The organism is Pseudomonas fjordensis (assembly GCF_976987115.1).
On sequence record NZ_OZ336860.1, the window covers coordinates 2316999 to 2336178 of the forward strand.

The 19180-nt window shown below is 62.0% G+C and carries 16 protein-coding genes; 3 read left to right on the plus strand and 13 right to left on the minus strand.

The annotated features are described in order from the left end of the window. The first annotated feature begins 98 nt into the window (after positions 1-98). Positions 99-677, plus strand: coding sequence for a DUF4174 domain-containing protein (locus ACWHXD_RS10715; RefSeq protein WP_032892532.1), 579 nt, complete (start codon positions 99-101; stop codon positions 675-677). Between the two features lie 37 nt (positions 678-714). On the opposite strand, the gene ACWHXD_RS10720 is transcribed toward ACWHXD_RS10715, so the two are convergent. The 12 genes from ACWHXD_RS10720 to ACWHXD_RS10775 form a co-directional block, all read right to left on the minus strand. Further along, positions 715-2121 carry a lipid II flippase MurJ gene (locus tag ACWHXD_RS10720; RefSeq protein ID WP_138762720.1) on the minus strand — a complete coding sequence of 469 codons (1407 nt, stop codon included), beginning with the start codon at positions 2119-2121 and terminating at the stop codon, positions 715-717. Beyond that, positions 2121-2942 carry an acyltransferase gene (locus tag ACWHXD_RS10725; RefSeq protein WP_138762719.1) on the minus strand — a complete coding sequence of 274 codons (822 nt, stop codon included), beginning with the start codon at positions 2940-2942 and terminating at the stop codon, positions 2121-2123. Before ACWHXD_RS10725 ends, ACWHXD_RS10720 begins: the two co-directional genes overlap by 1 nt. Next, on the minus strand, positions 2939-4342 hold the full coding sequence (locus tag ACWHXD_RS10730; protein WP_138762718.1) for an O-antigen ligase family protein: 1404 nt from the start codon (positions 4340-4342) through the stop codon (positions 2939-2941). The genes ACWHXD_RS10725 and ACWHXD_RS10730 overlap by 4 nt, the downstream gene beginning before the upstream one ends. Beyond that, positions 4342-5445: a glycosyltransferase family 4 protein gene (locus ACWHXD_RS10735; RefSeq protein ID WP_138762717.1), complete on the minus strand. Its 1104-nt coding sequence runs from the start codon at positions 5443-5445 to the stop codon at positions 4342-4344. The genes ACWHXD_RS10730 and ACWHXD_RS10735 overlap by 1 nt, the downstream gene beginning before the upstream one ends. Beyond that, positions 5436-6650 (minus strand): glycosyltransferase family 4 protein, encoded by a 1215-nt coding sequence (locus ACWHXD_RS10740; protein WP_138762716.1) that lies wholly within the window; start codon positions 6648-6650, stop codon positions 5436-5438. Before ACWHXD_RS10740 ends, ACWHXD_RS10735 begins: the two co-directional genes overlap by 10 nt. A gap of 22 nt (positions 6651-6672) precedes the next feature. Then, positions 6673-8013, minus strand: coding sequence for a glycoside hydrolase 5 family protein (locus ACWHXD_RS10745; RefSeq protein WP_138762715.1), 1341 nt, complete (start codon positions 8011-8013; stop codon positions 6673-6675). Further along, complete coding sequence (locus ACWHXD_RS10750; protein ID WP_138762714.1) at positions 8010-9191, minus strand: glycosyltransferase; 1182 nt, start codon at positions 9189-9191, stop codon at positions 8010-8012. Before ACWHXD_RS10750 ends, ACWHXD_RS10745 begins: the two co-directional genes overlap by 4 nt. Continuing rightward, positions 9191-11170 (minus strand): GumC family protein, encoded by a 1980-nt coding sequence (locus tag ACWHXD_RS10755; RefSeq protein WP_278917835.1) that lies wholly within the window; start codon positions 11168-11170, stop codon positions 9191-9193. Before ACWHXD_RS10755 ends, ACWHXD_RS10750 begins: the two co-directional genes overlap by 1 nt. A gap of 70 nt (positions 11171-11240) precedes the next feature. Continuing rightward, positions 11241-12068: a polysaccharide biosynthesis/export family protein gene (locus tag ACWHXD_RS10760; RefSeq protein WP_138762712.1), complete on the minus strand. Its 828-nt coding sequence runs from the start codon at positions 12066-12068 to the stop codon at positions 11241-11243. 6 nt (positions 12069-12074) lie between these two features. Further along, positions 12075-12986, minus strand: coding sequence for a glycosyltransferase family 2 protein (locus ACWHXD_RS10765; protein ID WP_138762711.1), 912 nt, complete (start codon positions 12984-12986; stop codon positions 12075-12077). Next, positions 12986-14446, minus strand: a complete 1461-nt coding sequence (locus tag ACWHXD_RS10770; RefSeq protein ID WP_138762710.1) for a mannose-1-phosphate guanylyltransferase/mannose-6-phosphate isomerase — start codon at positions 14444-14446, stop codon at positions 12986-12988. The genes ACWHXD_RS10765 and ACWHXD_RS10770 overlap by 1 nt, the downstream gene beginning before the upstream one ends. Beyond that, the gene (locus ACWHXD_RS10775; RefSeq protein WP_032892520.1) at positions 14446-15885 is read right to left on the minus strand and encodes an undecaprenyl-phosphate glucose phosphotransferase; all 1440 of its coding nucleotides are present in this window, start codon (positions 15883-15885) and stop codon (positions 14446-14448) included. Before ACWHXD_RS10775 ends, ACWHXD_RS10770 begins: the two co-directional genes overlap by 1 nt. 722 nt (positions 15886-16607) lie before the next feature. On the opposite strand from ACWHXD_RS10775, the gene ACWHXD_RS10780 reads away from it, so the two are divergent. Both ACWHXD_RS10780 and ACWHXD_RS10785 read left to right on the plus strand, forming a co-directional pair. Next, entirely contained in the window at positions 16608-17237 is a 630-nt protein-coding gene (locus tag ACWHXD_RS10780) for a LysE family translocator (RefSeq protein ID WP_032892519.1), read from the plus strand. Positions 17238-18146: 909 nt separating this feature from the next. Then, a complete protein-coding gene (locus ACWHXD_RS10785) occupies positions 18147-18401 on the plus strand; it encodes a DUF6124 family protein (RefSeq protein ID WP_098952109.1) in 255 nt (84 codons plus the stop codon). A gap of 74 nt (positions 18402-18475) precedes the next feature. Here the strand turns inward: ACWHXD_RS10785 and inhA are convergent, their stop codons facing one another. Further along, on the minus strand, positions 18476-19156 hold the full coding sequence (gene inhA, locus ACWHXD_RS10790; protein WP_138762708.1) for an isonitrile hydratase: 681 nt from the start codon (positions 19154-19156) through the stop codon (positions 18476-18478). Positions 19157-19180 lie beyond the last annotated feature (24 nt).

The following is a 19180-nucleotide window of genomic DNA, read 5'->3' on the forward strand; positions in this document are numbered from 1 at the left end:
GACCTACGCTTCTCAAAGTGGTGTAGGAATCATCCTTGAATTTGGCTGTCGCAGACATGAAACTCAAGAACCCTGCATGGAATTCAAAGGAGGTGCGCATGCTCATCCGGTCGCTGACCCTGGCTACCTTGATGGCTTTTACGGGGCCGTTGTTGGCCGCTGATGATAATCCGCTCAAGCAGGAATTGGGCAAGACGCGCCCCCTGGTGGTCGTAGAGCTTGATGCTGGAAACCCGACACTGGCAACCCTGAAGAAACAACTGGAAGAGGCTGCCACCAAGCAGTCCTTCGAAGAGCGCAGCATGGTGTTCTACACCGTCAAGTTCGGCAGTATCGGCGCCGAAGGGGAGAAGTTCGCCAAGGACCCAAAGGACAGTAAAAAGCTCACGCCGCCAGAAACCAACGCGCTGATCCGCGCCCTCAAACTCGGCGTCGGCAGCGGCACCAAGGTGATCCTGATCGGCAAGGACGGCGAGAAGAAACTCGAAAAAACCGTACCCCCAGACAGCCTCGACCTGAAGGAATTCTTCAGCGCCATCGACCAGATGCCTCAGGCGGAAAAGGAGCTTGCCGCACCTGCGGAGCCAGAGCCTGTTCCAGCCGCGCCAGCGGCTCCGGCCAAGGGCAGCAAACCCGCCAAGCCCGGCAGTAAAGCCCCCAAGCCACTGGAGGATTGAACGGGTCCCCATCCCACCGCTCTGGTGGGATCCGGCCTCAGGCCTTCCACGGCTTGAGCCAAAGCCCCAACCCCAGCAACACCAGCGCGCCGGCCAGGCTGCTCAACCCCAACTGCCACCCATCGTTGTGCAAGGGGTGCAGGGCCAGCGCCGCCACACCCAACAGCACCCCGCTCAAGCCCCACTGCAACGGCCAGCCCAGTTGGCCGAGCAGTTGCTGGCGGTGCATCAGCAACAGGTTGGTCACCACCACGCCACCCAACGCCGCCAGGGCGATCCCCGGCAGCCCGAAACAATAGGGCAGCACCACCAACAAGGCGGCGTTGACCAGGCTGCCCAGCAGTTCGCAATTGAGCGGCAGGCGCGTGTCACCGCTGGCGTAGGCGTAGCGCGCGAGCATGGCGTTCCAGGCGCCAAACACCAGCGGCGTGGCGAACCAGGCCAGCAGCGCCGGCAGTGGGCCGTCGGCGCTCTGGGCGGGCATCAGCAGATGAATCAGCGTAGGGCTGGCGCCAATCAGGCCGAAGGCCGCAGGCAGGCTCAGCAGGGTCGCTGCATCCAGGCCGCGGCGCAGCAGCGCCAGGCGCTGTTGGCCTTGCTCGCCGCTCATCATGCCCAGCAGCACTTGGTTAAGGCTCATCAAGGCAATCAGTGGCAGGTTGATCAGCTTGCGCGCGAGGTTGACCCACGTCACAGCGCCGTCCCCCAGGAAACTGGCGATCAACCGCTCCAGTAGCGCCAGGCCTTGGCTGGCCACGTTGCTGGCCAACAATGGGCCGATGCGCCCCAGCAATTCGCGGCCTGCCAGCGGGTCGCCGCTGACCTGCCACGGCCGCCAGCCGAAGGACCAGACCGGCGCCAGCAACGGCAGGCACATCAACACACTACCCGCAAAAAAACACATAGCCAGTTCGGCGCTGTCGCTGGCGCTGCCACGGATAAACAGGTACAGCACCGGTGGCAGATTGAACAGCAAGGAGCCCAGGCCCGGCAGGACAAAACGTTGGCGTGCCTGCAAGGGAATGCTGAACAGCCCATGCATCACCAAGCCTGGCGCACAGGCGGCCAGCCAGCGCAGGTTGGCGGCGGCCTGGGCCTGGGCCGCGGCGTCCAGGCCGGGGCCGATCAGGCGCACCCACAGCGGCGCGCCCAGCGCCAGTAGGGCAAACAGGGCCAGGCCCACGCCCAGCAGGCGGGGGGACAGGCTGGCCAGCCAGGCTTGCTGGCGCTGTGGGTCGCGTTGCTGATAGAGGGGCAGGGCAGCCGCTGCGAGCAAGCCGGCGGTCAGGGTCATGCGCAATGCTTCGGGCAAAAACACCGCCACCAGAAACCCGTCGCTGCGACTGCCCGCCCCCCAGGCCGCCACCAGCAGCCATTCGCGGGCAAAACCGGCCACCAGCCCGGCGAGCGTCGCCAGGGTCAGCCAGAGCGTGCTGCCGAACATCAGTGAAACAGGGTGAACAGGCCTTTGCCACCCACCTTGTAGTTCAGGTCATGGCAACGTTCGCCCATGATTTTGGCGCCGCTGCCGCCAATGATTTTGTAGGGGGCCACTGCCTTGGCCACCACGGTATTGGCGCTGATCACTGAACCATGGCCCAGGTGCGTGCCGTAGCCGATCAACGCTCGGCTGCCGATCCACACATAGTCGTCGATGTAGATCGGCCCGGAAATCGACCAGAACTCCGGCGCCTGCAAATCATGACTGCCGGCGATGATCAGCACGTGGGAGGCAATCGCCACATGGTTGCCGATCACCAGCCCGGCGCGGGCGTCCACCTGGCAATGCCAACCGATGACCGAATCGTCACCGATCACCAGATTGTGCATGCCCAGCACTTCGGTGTTACGCCACACGCTGGAGCCCTTGCCGATCTTCGCGCCACCCAGGCGCAGCCAGGCGATGCGCACATGGTGGCTGGGGATCTTGTTGATCAAGATGTTGTAGGCCATGTCCCAGACACTGCGCCATCGGTCTTTGACGGTTGCCCAGTTTTTGCCGTAACGCGGCAGTAGCTGGGCCGCAAGGTCCTGTTTCATCCGGTGGAACAGGCGGCGCGCCACCGGGTGCTCAATCGCGGTTTCCAGGTCGATGGAGCTGATCCAGAAGCGCTTGTTGTCGCCTTCGCCCTCTTCAAACACCACGTCGTGGGCCAGGCACCAGTCCAGCGCCTCTTCCAGGTCTGGCAGGCTCACGCCTATTTCAGCGGCCAGCGCGGGGAGGCGGTCGCGCAAGTCGGTGGAGTGAATCATCCGGTGCTTCATGGTTGGTTATCCTTTGGCGCAGTAGCAGGAACAGTGGCGGTCACGGTGGGGTGCAGGCGCACCTGTTGCAGGCTCATGCCCATCAACAGCCAGAACAGCGCGATCAGTACAAAGGTGAAGCTGAAGTAGTGGTCGAAAATCCCCGTCAGCAGCGCCGCCAGCACGCCACAAATGCACCCCAGCCACAGCGCATTGTCGGCCGTGACTTTGCGCACCTGGCCCAGGGGCCGCACTTCGCGCCACCACAACAGGGTGACGGTGATAAACAGCAGCATCCCTGGAATGCCCACCTTGTAGATAAAGTTCAGCCACAGGTTGGAGATCCCCAACAGATTGGAGCCGGGCACGGGCGGGTCGATCTTGAAGCCGATCCCCAGGGGGAAGGTCGCCATGGCGGTGGGGAACCTGGCGTACTCGTCAAAGCGGATTTCGGTACTGGCGTTGGTGGTCGAGAAAATGGTCAGCAAGCGCTCCTGCAACGGCGGATAGAACATCACCAGCGCAACGGCGAACGCCGCCCCGATACCGATGATGCGCCCGCTGTTGGGCACGCGCTTGTAGGCCAGCCAGATCAACACCAGCGCCAGGGCCACGATGGCGCCACGGGAAATACTCAGCAGCAGGCCGGCACACCCCAGCACCGCCACCGCCAGGCCCAGGGCCCGGCGCCAGCCGCTGCGGGTCCAGCCATAAAACAGCGCCAGCGGAATAAACAGCACCAGCACGCCCCCGGTCAGGTTGGGGTGCACCCAGGGCGAGGCCATGCGCGTGTAGTTGGCGGAGAAAATATCCTTCACCGCTTCCGGGTGGGCGTATTTGAGGTCGGTGAGAATATCGATCATCGACATCGCGTTGCGTGTTTTGAGGAACATGAAGATCGACAGCAACAGCATCGCCAGGTTACCCAGCAACAGGGCGACCACAACCTTGTCACGGTCGGCGTCGGTGCGCAGCAGCAGCGGCACGATAAACAACATCGACAGGTTCATCAGCCAGCGCACCCAGTTCACCGGCCCGTTGCCTTCGGCATGGATGATCAGCATGCCCCAGATAAACGGAATGGTGCTGAACAGCATCAGCCACATCAGCGCCCGCTCGGTCGGCCGCCACAGCATGAAACCACGGGTCTTGCCGATGAACGATTGCCAGAACACCCCGACCCAGGTCAGCCCCAGCACCGCCTCGCTGACGGTGGTGCGGATGCCCAGTTGCAAGGTGGTGTAGGGAATACTGGTGGCCAGTACCGCGAAAATCAGCAAGCCCCACAGGGGAAAGCGGATCAGCGTCAAGGCCACGGCCACACCGGCCACCACCAGCATGACCTTGATCGGCGACAGGGCCAACAGCAACCCGCCGAACACCAGGCCCAGCAGCAGACTGACGAATTTTCCTGGCAGCATTAGCGATCCAATTCCTTGAGCAAAGTGTCCAGGCGCGCGCGATAGGCCGGTTCGGCAAATTGCCGGGCCCAGGCGCGGTGTGTTTCGCCGTCTTGCGTGGCCTCGGCGCCGGCCAGTTGTTGCATGACCTTGTGCAGTTGCTCTGCGTCATGGGGGGCGAAGCGCGGGGCGTTGGGCGGCGCGATTTCATCCAGGGCGCTGCCGCGTGCCACCGCTACCGGCGTGCCGACACTCAAGGCTTCCACCACCGGCAAGCCAAAGCCCTCGGCATAGGACGGCTGCCACAGGCACGCGGCATGACGGTAGAGCGCTTGCAGTTGGCCGTCCGATAAACCGCTGCACCAATGCAGGCCCGGCAGGTCACCAAGTGCCGCTGGTACATCGCTGGCGTGGCCCACCAGTACCATGTCCGGCACATCAGGGTTCAGCGCACGGCAGGCCTGCCATTGGCGCAGGAAGAACGCCATGTTCTTGCGCGGCTCCCGTGTGCCCACCACCAGCCAGTAACGCGCCGGCAGGTTGGCGGGCAGCGGTTCTGGCGCTGCATTCAGTTCGGGTACCAGGTTGTTCAGCACGCGGAACTTGGCCCGAGCCCAGGGGAACAGGCGCGCTGCCTCATTGCAGGAAAACTGCGAAGGGCACCACACCCGATCAGCCTGCCATACCGACCAGGCAATCGAAGCCCCGTCGATCAAGCGGTAGGCCAGGGCCTTGAGCTTGGAGCGATGAAAGTTGCGGTGGGTGAGCTGAAACAGGTCATGCAGCACCAGCACATAGCGGGTGCCGGCGGGTTTGCGACACAGCGGCAAGCCCATATTGGCCGTGGCGATGTACAGGTCGATCTGCTGCTCGTGCAGCGCCTTGGGCAAGAAGCCGCGCTCGAACCGCAAGCGCACCTGTGGGCGTTGCAGGCCGTCCAGCGGGCTGGCCCAGGCCGGGCAAACCGCAGTCTGGCGTTGCGGGTGGTCCAGGGGCGCCTCACTGAACAGCACCACCTCGGTGTTGCCCCGCGCGCGCAGGGCGTCTTCCAGGGCCACGACCTGGCGGGCGATGCCCGAAGACGGCGCAACCGTGGCGGGGCGATAGTCCAGGGCTACACGCATGGCTGAGACTCCTTGGCGGTGAGCAAGCTGTGGTAGAGGTGCTCCAGTTCATTACCCGCCACCGCCCAGTCGTGGTATTGCCGCGCATAGTCGCGTGCGGCATCGGCCAGTCGCCCGGCCAGCGCCGGTTCATCCAGCAGGCGCACAACGGCGTCGGCCAGGGCCTCGGCGTTTTCGCCGGCCAGGTAATGCACCTGCGGCTGTACCGCCAACCCGGAAACACCCTGGGCCGTGCTCACCAGCGGCAAGCCGGCGGCCATAGCCTCCAACACCTTGAGCTTGGAGCCGCCGCCATGGCGCAACGGGGCGACAAAACCGGCGCAGCGGCGTTGCAAGGCGCACAGGTCGGGAACAAACCCCAGCCACTCGATACGTTCATCGGGCCAACGCTCGCGCCAGTGTTCGGGTAAGCCATAGCCGACCACCGCCAGGCGTGCGTCCGGGCACTGCAACCAGACCCTGGGGAAGATCTCTTCGAGCAGCCACTGCACGGCGTCCAGGTTCGGTGCGTACTCGTAGTTGCCGACGAACAACAGGCGCTGGCTCTGTGCATCGGCGTTGACCTCGGCAAAGGCACGGCTGTCGACACCATTGACCACCACGCTCACCGGCGTCGACGACAATGGCCGCATGGCCTGAGCGTCCGCCTCGGTCACCGCGACCACATGAGCGGCGGCATCGAACGCCTTGCGTTCCCATTGCCGGCAGCGCCACTGGTCGTACTGCACAAATGGCGCGGCCCACTTGGGGAAGCGGTCGTAAGTGGCGCCGCCGAGGCTCGATTCCAGGTTGTGCTCGGTCAGCACAAACTCGCGCCGTTGCTGCTGCAAGGTGCGCAAAAACGGTTGCAGGCTGTAGCTGTGTTCTACCTGAATCACGTCCCAGCGCTCGTTCAACAGCTGCGCAAACTGGGCCTGCAACGGTGCCGACAGGCCGTTGACTGTGGTCAACAGCGGCCAGGGCGCGAACAAGCCAGCGAGCAGGGTCAGCGGGTGTTTCAGTGGCCGGCGCGGTACCACGATCAGGCGCTCGAGCAGCGGCTCAAGGGCCGCGTGCACCGCGTCATCGGCTAGCGTTTTCGATTGCGCCAGCAGCGTGATGCGATGCCCGCGCTCACTCAAGGTGCGCAGCAAATGGTACTGCCGCGTCTTGCCGCCGCTGGTGGTCGGCCACGGCAGGTAGGGCACAATCCAGAGGATTCTCATGTACAGCTCTCCATGCCCGGGGCTACCACACCAATATCTGCAAGCTCGGCTTCACCACGGGGCGAATACCGTTGTCGTCGCTCAGGGTTTGCCGGGCGCCGGTCAGCGGGTCCAGCAGTTCTGCGTTTTTGATGCCGGGCAGGCTGATGCTGCTGCCTTTGGCGCTCCAATACATCAGCAGGTTTTTTCCGTCAGGGCGGGTCCAGGCCACGCTGTAGAAACTATCCGGTACATCCTGCAACTGCGGCGTGTTGCCGGGTTTAAGCGTGGGGCCGGTGATCTCTAGGAAGCGGGCGAGGGCGGTGTATACCGGCTTGGGTTCGCCATCGAGGTTCAACAGGCCGTAATGCTGGTCGCGTGGCGAGGCGCGTTGGTCGAGGTCGGACAGCGCGAACAGGAAGATCTTCTGGTAGTCCTGGGACGCCATCAACGCCAGGCGGCGCAAGGTGTAATCGGCTTGCCCGTCGACACCGATCAGGTCCTGCATCTCCTTGGGGCCGGCATAGCTGGACCAGCCCCATTCAGTGGCCCAGACCTGCTTGATCCCGGCACCGTGCAGCATTGAATTGAGTTGATCGCCGCGCAGCAGCACTTCGTTCTTGCCCGGCTCATCGGTTTCCGGGGTCATCGAATAGGGGTGATAAGCCGCGACCATGCCCAGGCTTTGCACGCCCAGCGCGCCGAGCGCTTCAAACATCAGGGTTTTGCCACGGGGTGGCATCTGGCTGTAATACGCCATGCCACCCATGACCTGCAGTTTGTCCGGCGCTGCAATGTTCAAGGCCTTGTGACTGGCCAATAACAACTGCGCGTATTCCTTGGCGTTGACTTTGGGGCGCCAGTTGTTCGGCAGGTTCTGTTCATTCCACACCTGCCAGGCATCGATATTCGGATAACGCTTGGCCAGGACGGCCAGGCGCATGGCATAGATGTTGGCGTCCCGCGGCTGATACTGGTCCTGGAACGGCACGCCCTTGGGGGCGGTGGTGATAAAGGGCGCCGAGCCCACCAGGTAAAACACTGAACGCAGTTTTTCGGCGGTGAGGGTGCGGTCCAGTTCATCGAAGGTGCCGAGCTGATAATCGTCTTCCTTGGGTTCCAGGCGATCCCAGTGCAGGTCGACCCGCACCCATTGCAATCCAAGCTTTTTATACTGCTTGATCTGCTTGTGGTACTGCTCGGGTGTGAACCACAGAAAGTGGGCGTTTACGCCGAGAAAGTCCTTCCAGACTACGGTGCGCTCCGGGGCCAGGTTCACCGGCTGCGCATCGACTTTTTCACTCAACAGCAGGGCGCTACCGACGGCGATTGACAGCGCCAGCGGCAAGTAGCGCCACAGTGGGCGAACGGATGACAGGTTCATCGCAACGGCTCCTCACAAGCATCCCGAAATAATTCAGCAAACCGCTGGGCCGTGTTGGCCCACTGGCGTTGGTGGCCGATTTCTCCTGCCCGTGCGGCCCATTGCTGCGCCTGTTGCGGGTCGAGGATCAAGCGGCTCAAGGCGTTGCTCAAGGACGCTGTATCGCCCTGCTGATAGGTGATGCCATTGCCGCCGGCCACCTCTTCGGCGAAGGCGCGGGCGTTGGAGGTGATCACCCCGCGCCCGCAGGCATTGGCCCACGACAGCGCGCCACTGGTGCCACGCATCTGCCCCAGGAAACTGAGTTTTTTCGATTCGCGATAGGGCAGCACCATCACATGGTGTGCCTGGATCGTAGAAGGGATCTGCGCCGAGGGCAGGTCCAGTTGCCAGTCCACCACATCCTCAAGATGCAGGGCGCTGATCTGCTCGCGCAGGCCATCGAGGTAGTTGCCGGCGGGGTCAAAGGTCATTTCCGGCGCGGTGCCACCGGCCAGGGTCAGGCGTACCTGGCCTCGGCATTGCGGGTGGGCGGCCAGTGACTGGGCCAGGGCCAGCAGCAAGTCCTCAATGCCCTTGCCGCGGTAGATAAAGCCGAAATACAGCAGGCGCAACGGCGCCAGTGGCGGTAACGCCTGGGGTGCGATGGGCAGGTTGCCATGGGCAATCACCGCCACCTGTTCCGGGCGCAGGCCCATGCGCTGGCGCAGGCAGTCGCCGCCCAAACGGGTGAGGGTGATCAGGCGGCGCATGCCTTTGGCCAGGCGCCGTTCTTCGTGCAAGGTCAACGGGTCGGCCAGCAGCGCCGCCGCCTGGGGGAGCGGGTGGGGCAGGCGTTCAAGCAGGGTCAAAGGGAAAAACAGCTTGGCCCGGCGCCAGATCAGGCGCTCCGGGTCATGCACCGTGGCGGTCAACGGCAGGTGCGGTTGCGCCCGGCGCAGGTACTCCAGCGCCTGGAACTCACCGAAGCGTCCACCCCCCAGTTCTGCATGCACCAGGTCCACGCTGCGCCAGTCAAAGGCCTGCAGGCGCTTCAACTGTTCATTCAGCTCCAGGCAGCCGGCGAGCGGGGTCATCACTTCCAGGCCTTGTTCGATCAACGCGTTGCGCAAATGCGCGGCGTAATCGGCGATCCCGGTCTGCTCCGGTGGCAGCGGCGCCAGCAATGCGATACGCATCAGGCCGCCCCACGCCAGCTATTGAGTCGCGCCAGCACCTTGGCCGGCACTTCGAAGCGGCGACGGTTGAGGATCATGCCGTCGACTTTGCCGAACGCGGTGGTCAGCAACGACACGGCATTTTCGATCGTCGGGACGGTGCTGGTGCGGGCTTCGATCACCAGCACAATCTGGTCAGCGCGGCGCAGCGTCAGGAAGGCCTGCGGGTTGGAGGACAGCGCCGAGGCGTCCAGCAGCAACACTTCACCCGGCGTTGGCGCGTTCGCCCCATCGACCGAGACGCGGTGACCACGCTCCTCCAGCAGACGCTTGAGTTGCGAGGCGATAAAGGTCACACCCTCGCCATGGCGCGCCGAGGTCAGGCCCAGGGCAAAACCTTGGGTGGCAATGCGATCCAGGGGCAACAGGCTGTACAAGCGATAAAGGCTGGCGGTGACGGCTGCCGGCGTTGCGTCTTGCACATCGGGAATGCTGCTCCACAGCGGCACGTGGAACATCTCCTGCAAGCGGGTGCCATCGTGGATGCGCTGGTCCAGCAGGTACAGCACATAGATGGTCAGCAAGCCCACGGCCACGCCAGCGGGAATAGCGAACAACAGCATCAGCAGGCTCTTGGGAAACACGCGTGCCGGGTTGAGGGTGGCGTGTTCGATCAGGGCGATGTTGCTGATCTGGCTGTTGTCCAGTTCGTGGTCGATTCGCGCCTGTTCAAGATTGTCCGAGTACAAGGCATAGCTTTTCTCGGCGGTGCGCAGTTGTTGGCTCAGGGTGTTGAGTTGCGGTTCATCGGTCATCGCCTGGTCACGCTGGGCGCGCAATTCGGTAAGGGTCTTGTCGTAGTTCTCGATTTCCCCTGCCAGTTTGCGCTCTTGCAACTGGGCGTCGATCATTTGCTGTTTGACGTTGATCACCAGGCTGTTGGGCGCGGTGTTCTGTGAGCGTTCCAGGCGGGTGGCTTCCTGGGCGCTGAGGGCTTCCATGTCGCGGATGTTCTGCTCGATCTGATTGACTTGCGGCGTGCCCGGCAGGTACGTGCGCAACAGCCGAGCCCGCTCCACTTGCAGCGCATTGAGCTGGCGCTTGAGGTCGAGCTGGGTGGGGTTGAGGCTGGTTTCGCGCATCGTCACCACGTCTGCCGGCTGGCTCTTGATCTGCTGGCTGGCGTTGGCCAGCAGGCTGCGAATCCCCGAGATCTGGTTCTGTGCGCTGACCTTGGCATCGGTGACGCGGTCGATCTGGTTGGTCAGGTTCTTCAGGCGCGCATCGACACTGATCGAGTCGATCTGCTTCAAGCGGCCTTGCAACTGGTCCTTCAGGCTCTGGATATTCTCCGCCACCTTGGCGCGTTCGGTTTCATAGAAGGTGTGCAGGCTCTTGCGCCCGAGAATCCGCGCACGTTCTTCGAGGTAGGCGTTGACCCAGGTCTCGACGATTTTTTGCGCCACCGCCGGGTCGTCCCAGGTGAAGGAAATCTCGATCACCGAAGAACCCGGCTCGTGGCCGGCGGTAAAGTTCTTCTCCAGTGAGGTCGCCAAGCGCTCCAGCGGGCTTTGTTTCTCGGCAAGGCCGACGAACTGCAGCACACTACGAATGCCATTGATGACTTCGCCCACGCCCTTTTTGATGTAGAACTTGGTGACCTTCCAGAAGCCTTGCGGCGGCTCGGCGGTCATTGCCATATAGCGCTCGGCGACGATATGCACGATGGGCCGGCCCGTGAGCATTTTTTCTTCGTCGACAATCGGGTCGTGCTGGGTGCTCGGAGCAATCAGCGTCTGGCGGTTGGCGGCCTCGATCGGCAAGGTGGTGTTATCCCGCCCCGGCTTGACCAGCAAGCGCGCGTCCGACTCGTAGCGAGCCGGCAGCAGGAAGGCACCGAGCACGGCGATGACGATCGTGGTGAGCACGGCCAGTTTGAATTCGCGGCGGTAGATGAAAAACAGCCGCAGCAGGTCGCGAAGAGAGCGGATTTCGATCACAGGATCACTCCATTGCATATGGGGTTTACGAAAGGCGGGAACGCTTGGTTCGAGTGATACGAAGCCCGCTTCATAATCCTTGGCCTGCGTTGATGGTTGGGTTGTTGTAGATGGTGTTGCCGCTGTTTTTCACATCGCTCTTGTTCAGGTCGTAATTCAAGCCAATACCAATCCCTTTGTTGATCGGAAACAGCTTGGTGAAGTACATATCCACAGCCTCCACCGTCGCGCCGATGCCCGACTGCGGCACAAAGATCAAATCGCCGCGCTGCAACGCTACCCGCGGGTGATTGGGGTTGGTCAGCATGCTCTCCAGGCTGATGAAGTACGTCCTGTACTTGCCGTCGGGGCCGGTGCGCAGCAAGGCCACGTTGGAGGCATCCGCCGAGGGCAATACACCACCGGAACTGAGCAGCGCCTGCTCGACGCTGACGTTGCCGGCCAGGTCGAAAAAGGCCGGGTTGGACACCGCACCGCCGATAAACACCTTGTTGCTCGGTGCGCTGGCGATGTTCACCGTCACCGCCGGTTCGCGATAGATGCGCTTGTACTTCTCGGTGATTTCCTTGCCCAGGTCTTCGGGCGTGCGCAAGGCTGCCTTGACCCGGCCAATGTTGGGCACCGAGATCACGCCATCGGGGCGCACCACGAATATCGTCATGTCATCGGCCGCCGCCGGCTCCTGGGCATCACGCACGATCCGCAGCGAGTCGCCGCTCTGGATCAACACCTGCGGGGGCGGCAGGTCACCCAGGGTCAGCGCCGCTTGATGGCCGGCCTTGAGCGTGTCGTTATCAGGAAGCGGCACCCGCGCGGGGGTCGAACAGCCAGCCAGCCAGATTGAGGCACTCAAGAGGCCGAGCAGGGTAAGACGGAAACGTCGGTTGGTAGTCTTCATGACGGCTCAAGTCCAGTAGGTGGAAAACATGCCCAGGCGCCGTTTAAGCGCGTTGGGCAGGTGGCGTTCAAGGTGGCCGAGGCGATAGCCCAGCAATTTAAAGGCACTGCGCACCACCACTTCGGGGGCGCGGTACAGCGCGTTGGCCTCGCGCAATGCGTGCAGTTCGGCCAGCACATAACGTTTGCCTTCGCCACCGGCGTCGCCAAACGCCTGGCGAATCCACGGCTCGCGGCCGTAGAACACACCGATATCGAAGTAGCGGCGAAACTCTTCCAGCAAGCGGTAATCGTGGGAGTGATAAACCTGCGCACTCGCGGCATAGCGCACCTGGTAACCGGCCAGCAGCATGCGCGCGGCCACATAGGCGTCTTCACTGCCAATCACGTCCTGAGGAAAACCGCCCACCGCGCTCAGGGCGCTGCGCCGGTACACCGAAAACGAGTCGGAGCTGAAGCAGGTCTTGATGCCCAGTTGCGCTGCATCGTGCAGGCGCTTGGTGCGGCTGGCCGCCGGGTAATTGAAGTGCCGCGACTGCGCGCCGAGCACGCCGGCACCGGGGTGCGGCAGTTGCCGGCCGTAGGCGACGCCATTGAGCGGCTCCAGTTGCAGCTCGCTGATCAGGTTGGCGAAGGTCTCGGCGGTGGCGGGGATCGCGTCCTGGGTCATCACGATCAAGGCGTCGCCGCCCACCTGCTCGCTGGCCCAGCGCCGGGTACCGCCGTGGTTGAAATCACGGGCGTCAATCACCTCCACGCGCGCGCCGAACTCGCGAAAGCGCGCCACGGTGTCATCGCTCGATGCGCTGTCGACCACCAGCATTTCATCCGGCTGCAGGGTCTGCAGGCGCAGCGCTGGCAACAGGCGGTCCAGGTGGCTGGCCGCGTTGCGGGTGGGGATGATCAATGACGTACGCATCAGGGCTTCACTTCAACCGGCGCGCGGCCGTAGATGTCGTCATAGCGCACGATGTCGTCTTCACCCAGGTACTCACCGCTCTGCACCTCGATCATCACCAGGTCGATGATGCCGGGGTTGGTCAGGCGGTGCTTGTGGCCGGCGGGAATGTAGGTGGACTCGTTCATGTTGAGCAGGATCTCGCGCTCACCATTGGTGATCATCGCCGCGCCGCTGACCACCACCCAATGCTCGCTGCGGTGATGGTGCATTTGCAGGGACAGCGAACCTTTGGGCTTGACCACGATGCGCTTGATCTTGAACCGCGTGCTTTCTTCCAGCACCGTGTAGGTGCCCCAGGGCCGGGTGACGGTGCGATGCAGGCTGAACGCCGGGTGATTCTGGCGCTTGAGTTCGGCCACGATATAGCGCACGTCCTGGCTGCGATGGGCGTCGGCGATCAGCAGGGCGTCGGGGGTGTCGACGATGATCAGGTCACGCACGCCCACCGCACCGAGTACCCGCTTGGGCGAGTCGATGTAGCAGTTATGCACGTCATGCAGGATGGCCTCGCCATTGATCTGGTTGCCATTGTCGTCACTGGGCGTGAGTTGGCGCAGGGCTTCCCAGGAGCCGATATCGCTCCAGCCAATGTCGCAGGGCACGACCGCAACCTGGGCGGATTTTTCCATCAGCGCTACATCGATGGAGATATCCGGCGCGGTGCCGAAACCTTCCGGGCTCAGCTCGCGCTGGCGGCTGCTGCTGTTTTGCAGGCTCTGGCTGTGCTCCAGCGCAGCCTTGGCCGCCTCTAAAACTGCCGGTGCATGGCTGGCCAATTCTTCCAGCAGGGTGGCGGCCTTGAAGCAGAACATGCCGGCGTTCCACAGGTGCTTGCCGCCGTCCAGGTAGCCTTGGGCGGTGGCTTGGTCGGGCTTTTCGACAAAGCGCTGCACCCGAAAACCTGCGCCCAGTGCCGGCCCTTGTTCGATATAGCCAAAGCCGGTTTCTGCTCGGTCAGGCTGGATGCCAAAGGTCACCAGGTAACCGGCCTCGGCCAAGGCGCAGGCTTTTTCCACCGCCTGGGCAAAGGCGCTTTCATCCAGCACCAGGTGATCGGCCGGCATCACCAGCAACTGCGCGTCTGCGCCAAAATGCTCCTGCACATGCAAGGCGGCCACGGCGATGGCGGCGGCGGTGTTGCGGCCAAACGGCTCCAGCAGAAGGTCGAGGCCCAGGCGCTGGGTGTTCACCGCGCGGTAGTCGTCGAGGGTGCGAAACAGCAGGTCGCGGTTGGTCACGGTCAGGATGCTGTCGACGCCCGGCAAGTGACTGGCCCGCAGGAAGGTTTTCTGCAACAGGCTCTGGTCGTCGCGCATGCGCATGAAGGGCTTGGGCATGTTCTGCCGCGAAACCGGCCATAGCCGCGTACCCGAACCACCGGAGATGATGCAGGGAATCAATCCGTTAAGTGGGTTCATCAATAGACTTCCTTGGTGGAAAGAACGGCCGGGACCGTCATGAAAACGATGTAGAGGTCCAGCCATACGGACCATTTGGCGATGTATTCCAGGTCGTATTCGACCCGCTTCTGAATCTTGAACAGCGTATCGGTCTCGCCGCGGTAACCATTGATCTGCGCCCAACCGGTGATGCCAGGCTTGACCCGATGGCGCGAACTGTATTCGCTGACCGCTTCCTCGAAAGGAATCCCTGCAGCCTTGGTGGCCGTGGCGTGGGGGCGTGGGCCGACCATCGACATATTGCCCAGCAGCACGTTGAACAGTTGGGGCAGCTCATCGATGCTGGTCTTGCGGATGATCCTGCCGACCCGAGTGATGCGCGGGTCCTGGCGCGTGGTCTGGTGCTCGGCGTTGAGGTCGGTCTGCTCGACGTACATCGAGCGGAACTTGAACACGCGGATCAGGTTGTCGTTGTAGCCATAGCGCTTCTGGCGAAACAGTACCGGGCCCTTGGAATCGAGTTTGATCGCGATGGCGGTCACCAGCATCACCGGCGACAGCAGCAGCAGCCCGATGCTGGCCAGCAGCAGGTCTTCGCAACGCTTGATAAAGGGCGACCAGCCCCGCAGCGGCAACTGCGAGGTGTTGAACATCAGGATGCCGCCCACATCGGTGATGCGGTTATGGCCGTAGCGCAGGGCGGCCATGTCCGGCACCAGCATGACGTTCACCGACATCTGCCGCAGGCGCTTGACCAACCCATTGATGCGCTGCTCGGCGGCCCAGGGCAGGGTGATCATCACCTGGTTGACCTGTTCGGAGCGGATCAGCTTTTCCAGGTCGCGGGTATTGCCCAGCAACGGCAGGCGGCTCAACTCCTTGGGAATGCGCTCGGTACGGTCGTCGATAAAACCGATCAGGCCGGAACGGATGTCACTGTTGCGCGACAGGTGTTCAGCCACATGCACGGCCGTGTCGGTAAAGCCCAGGATCACGGTGCGCTGAAGGAACTTGCCGTTGTCCATCAAATGGCGGTACAGGCGCAGCATCAGTATGCGCTCCACGCCAAACAGCACCAGGCTCGCGGAAAACCAGAACATCAGGTTGCGAGGGCTCAACTGCGGGAACAGGAGCAGGATCTGGTACATGAACAACAGAATGCAAAACGCCGAGACCCAGGCCACCAGCATCACGCGAAAACGCAGGCGATTGCTGAACAGGTCATCGGAGTAAACCCCCAGGGCCTGGAACAAAATAATGGTCAGGATCGCAAAGAACGCCAGCAGGCCCAGATAGTGAGTGCGCATGTGTTCCGCGACCGGGTCCGGGTAGAACAACAGGATGATCGCCGGCGAGATTGCGGTCAGCCCGTGAAGCAGTTTTACGAAAACGACAAAAAACTCAACGAAACCGGTGCGAGTCAAAAACAGGCTATCAACGGACGATTTACCGCGCATACATCAGATCCTCAATACACCACCAGAACGTTCCTATTCGTTTGCTCATCCATAAGGCAGGTATGCATTACAAGTGGTGCAAATCGAACGACTTCTGTTGCTGGGTAATCCGTAATGGCTGTCTAGACGCAGGCATTTACTGGGTGATGGCTAAATAGTGGCTACTTTGAGGATTTGTGTCAATGATTTGGCTTTTTGTCCGTTTTCTTCGATGATCCTCTCAAGGCCTCCATGGTATGACGGTTTGTTGACGTGTTTGGTGGGTATTTCAGAATAATCGAGAATCGATGATGGCTTTTTGGAGTGTAGGAACAAACCTAGGGATTTGCCTGCCAGCGAAGAAAAGCTTTTGCAGGGGGACGAGGCTTTTTTGTAGGAGCGAGGGGACGCCTAGTTCTTGCTCGCGAAAAACGTCAACGATAACGCGTGCTTCCTGGGTACACGCGGCGTCTGTGAGTTTTTCGCGAGCAAGCTCGCTCCTACAGGAGGGGGTGCGGTGCTTGCCTTTGAGGCTCAGCGTCAGGTTACGCGGCTCCCCGTTGACGCCACCGTCCAACTGATAGTCACCCCACACCCTGAGCCTATGTCGGGGCAAGTGGGTGTTGGAGACCGCGTCTTCAGCAATCACTGGGTTCGCTGCGTGAGCAATGTATCCAGCACAATTTTTTGTAGGGCCTGCCAGCGCCGATTAATCTGGGTTTTTCCCAGCGGACGGTTCAACCATGATCAGCCTCGTCACACTCGGTGTTTTTTCCGGCGCTGTGTTGCTATTGCTGCTGTCACCGGGGCCGAACATGGCGTTTGTCATCAGCCAGGGTGTCACCCATGGCTGGCGCGGCGGTGTTGCTTCGGCCCTGGGCATTGGCGTGGCCGACCTGTTGCTGACGGCATTGACCGCCATGGGGGTGACGGCGGTGGTCGCCAGTTGGCCGCCGGCATTCGACCTGATCCGTTATGCGGGCGTGATCTACCTGCTGTGGCTGGTCTTCAAAACCTTGCAAAAACGCCCCAGCCTGGGCGCCGCTCACGTCGGCCGGGTGGCGTTGGGCCGAGTGTTTTTGCAGGCCATGTTCAACAGTTTGCTCAACCCCAAGGCGTTGTTGTTTTTCATGGTGTTCCTGCCACAGTTTGTGCGGCCCGAGGCGGGGCCCATCGCTTTGCAACTGATGGTGCTGGGCGGCGTGCTGACGCTGATCGCGAGCGTGTTTCATGTGCTGTTGGGCCTGTTTGGCGGGACGCTGAGCCGCTTTTTCGCCAAGCGCACAAAAAGCGCCTGGCTGCAGAAGTGGGGCTTGGCGGCGGTGCTGATGGCGTTGGCTGTGCGTTTGGCGGTGATGTCGCGTCCTGCCTGAAGCCACGCAAGTTTCTTTGTGGCGGGGGGCCGACAGCCGATGCTCATCTACCGGACATCCCAAAATCCAATTGTGGGAGCTGGCTTGCCTGCGATGGCGGCCTGACAGGCGATGCTTTTCTACCTGACACCCCGCGATCCAAATGTGGGAGCGGGCTTGCTCGCGAAGGCGGCCTGGCAGTCAACACGGGTGGATTGTGTACATATCCATTGCTGCGGAAACGGCCACTTAGGGTTCCGCCCTGACGGCGGCTCACTTTCGAAAAGCGCGAAAGTAAGCAAAGCGCTCTTGCCCCACCACTCGGCACCTCGCTGGGGCTCGGTGTGCCCGTAATCCGCCAGTGATTTGGGGCGCCGCCGCCACGCGCCATCCATGGCGCGGGGCGGCTAAACCGGCATCCCTGCCGGTTTACCCCCCAAATCCCTGTCGAATTCCGGCCAGCGTGGTTTAACGGGGCGCTTAAGATCAAGTTCAAAAGCAGATCAAGATCAAGAGCGACTCGCTTCGCATCGTGGTTACTGTCGGCTACAACCGGACAGCCGTTTAGTACCGAAAGAATCAAAAGAAGTTTCGTACAGCAGCCTAGGACTCACCTTGCGTCCAGGCGCTGAAGCCGGCTTTTTCCCACAACCCTTTAAGGTTGCTGCTAGGAATGGTCATCACTAGTCTTGCCCAGTCGCTGCCAATTCAGCGACCGGACGTGAGAAATCCGAACTACTCCATTGGCGCAAAAGCGCTCACCGTATACAGTGCACGCGCTTTTCGGCTTGCTGTTATGGCGGCTGTGCGCGGGCACGCTTCGGCGTGGCCAAGCTCCTGGGGTCTTGGTTTTCTCACTCCGCGTACAGCTGCCACCTTCAGTTCGTGAGAAAAACTCGGTGGTAGTCCATTACTCTCAGGAACTACACCATGATCAAAGACAGCCCCAATCCTCCTTCAGATTCCAACCTGCTCTTCACCCTCCATCCCAACCTCGACACCGAAACCCTGTTGGTCAATGCCTCTCAGGATCTGGAATCCATCAATGCGATAGCGGCGCACCTGGCCTTTGAGGTTGAGGGTTCGCAGCGCAGTGTGGTGCTGGGGATTTGCCGAATGGTGGAGGGTGTTCAGTTGCTGGTTGATCGGGTAGTAGAGGGAGGCGGCGAGACGCGAGCGCAGTAACGGCGATGCCCGTCAGTTAAGAAGCATTGCTGTACTGTGGCGAGGGAGCAAGCTCCCTCGCCACGGATGAACATTCACCCCAACCGCGCAGCCGCCCGCGCCACAATCTCCCCGCGCACTCTGCGTGACTCTTCCGTGCGTTTGTTGGCTTCTTCCAGCACATGCTGGGGCGCCGTTTCTGGGCGGCCGGAGTCAAACGGTGGGGCTGGCGCGTATTCGATTTGCAGTTGCACCAGTTGCGCTGCCGCTTCGCTGTACAGCTCCGCGGCCAGGGTCAGGGCAAAGTCGATGCCGGCGGTGATCCCGCCGCCGGTAAACAGGTTGCCGTCACGCACTACACGCTCCTGCACGGGGATGGCACCGAGCGGGGCGAGCAGGTTGTGGTAGGCCCAGTGGGTGGTGGCCTTGCGACCGCGCAGTAACCCTGCCGCGCCCAGTACCAATGAACCGGTGCACACCGAGGTCATGTAGCGCACTGTCTGTGCCTGGGCTTTGAGGAAGTCCAGGGTTTGCGGGTCTTCCATCAACGGGCCCACACCGGCGCCGCCGGGTACGCAGAGCACATCCAGGTTCGGGCAGTCGGCGTAGGTCATGGTCGGCGTGAACACCAGGCCAGTGCTGGAGGTGATCGGCGCGAGGTCTTTCCACACCAGGTGCAGTTTCACGTCTGGCAGCGAACCGAGGACATCATAGGGGCCGGTAAGGTCCAGTTGCTGGATGCCGGGGAACAATAGAAAGCCGATCTGCAAGGTCATGATTCAAGCTCCGAAAGGAATGGA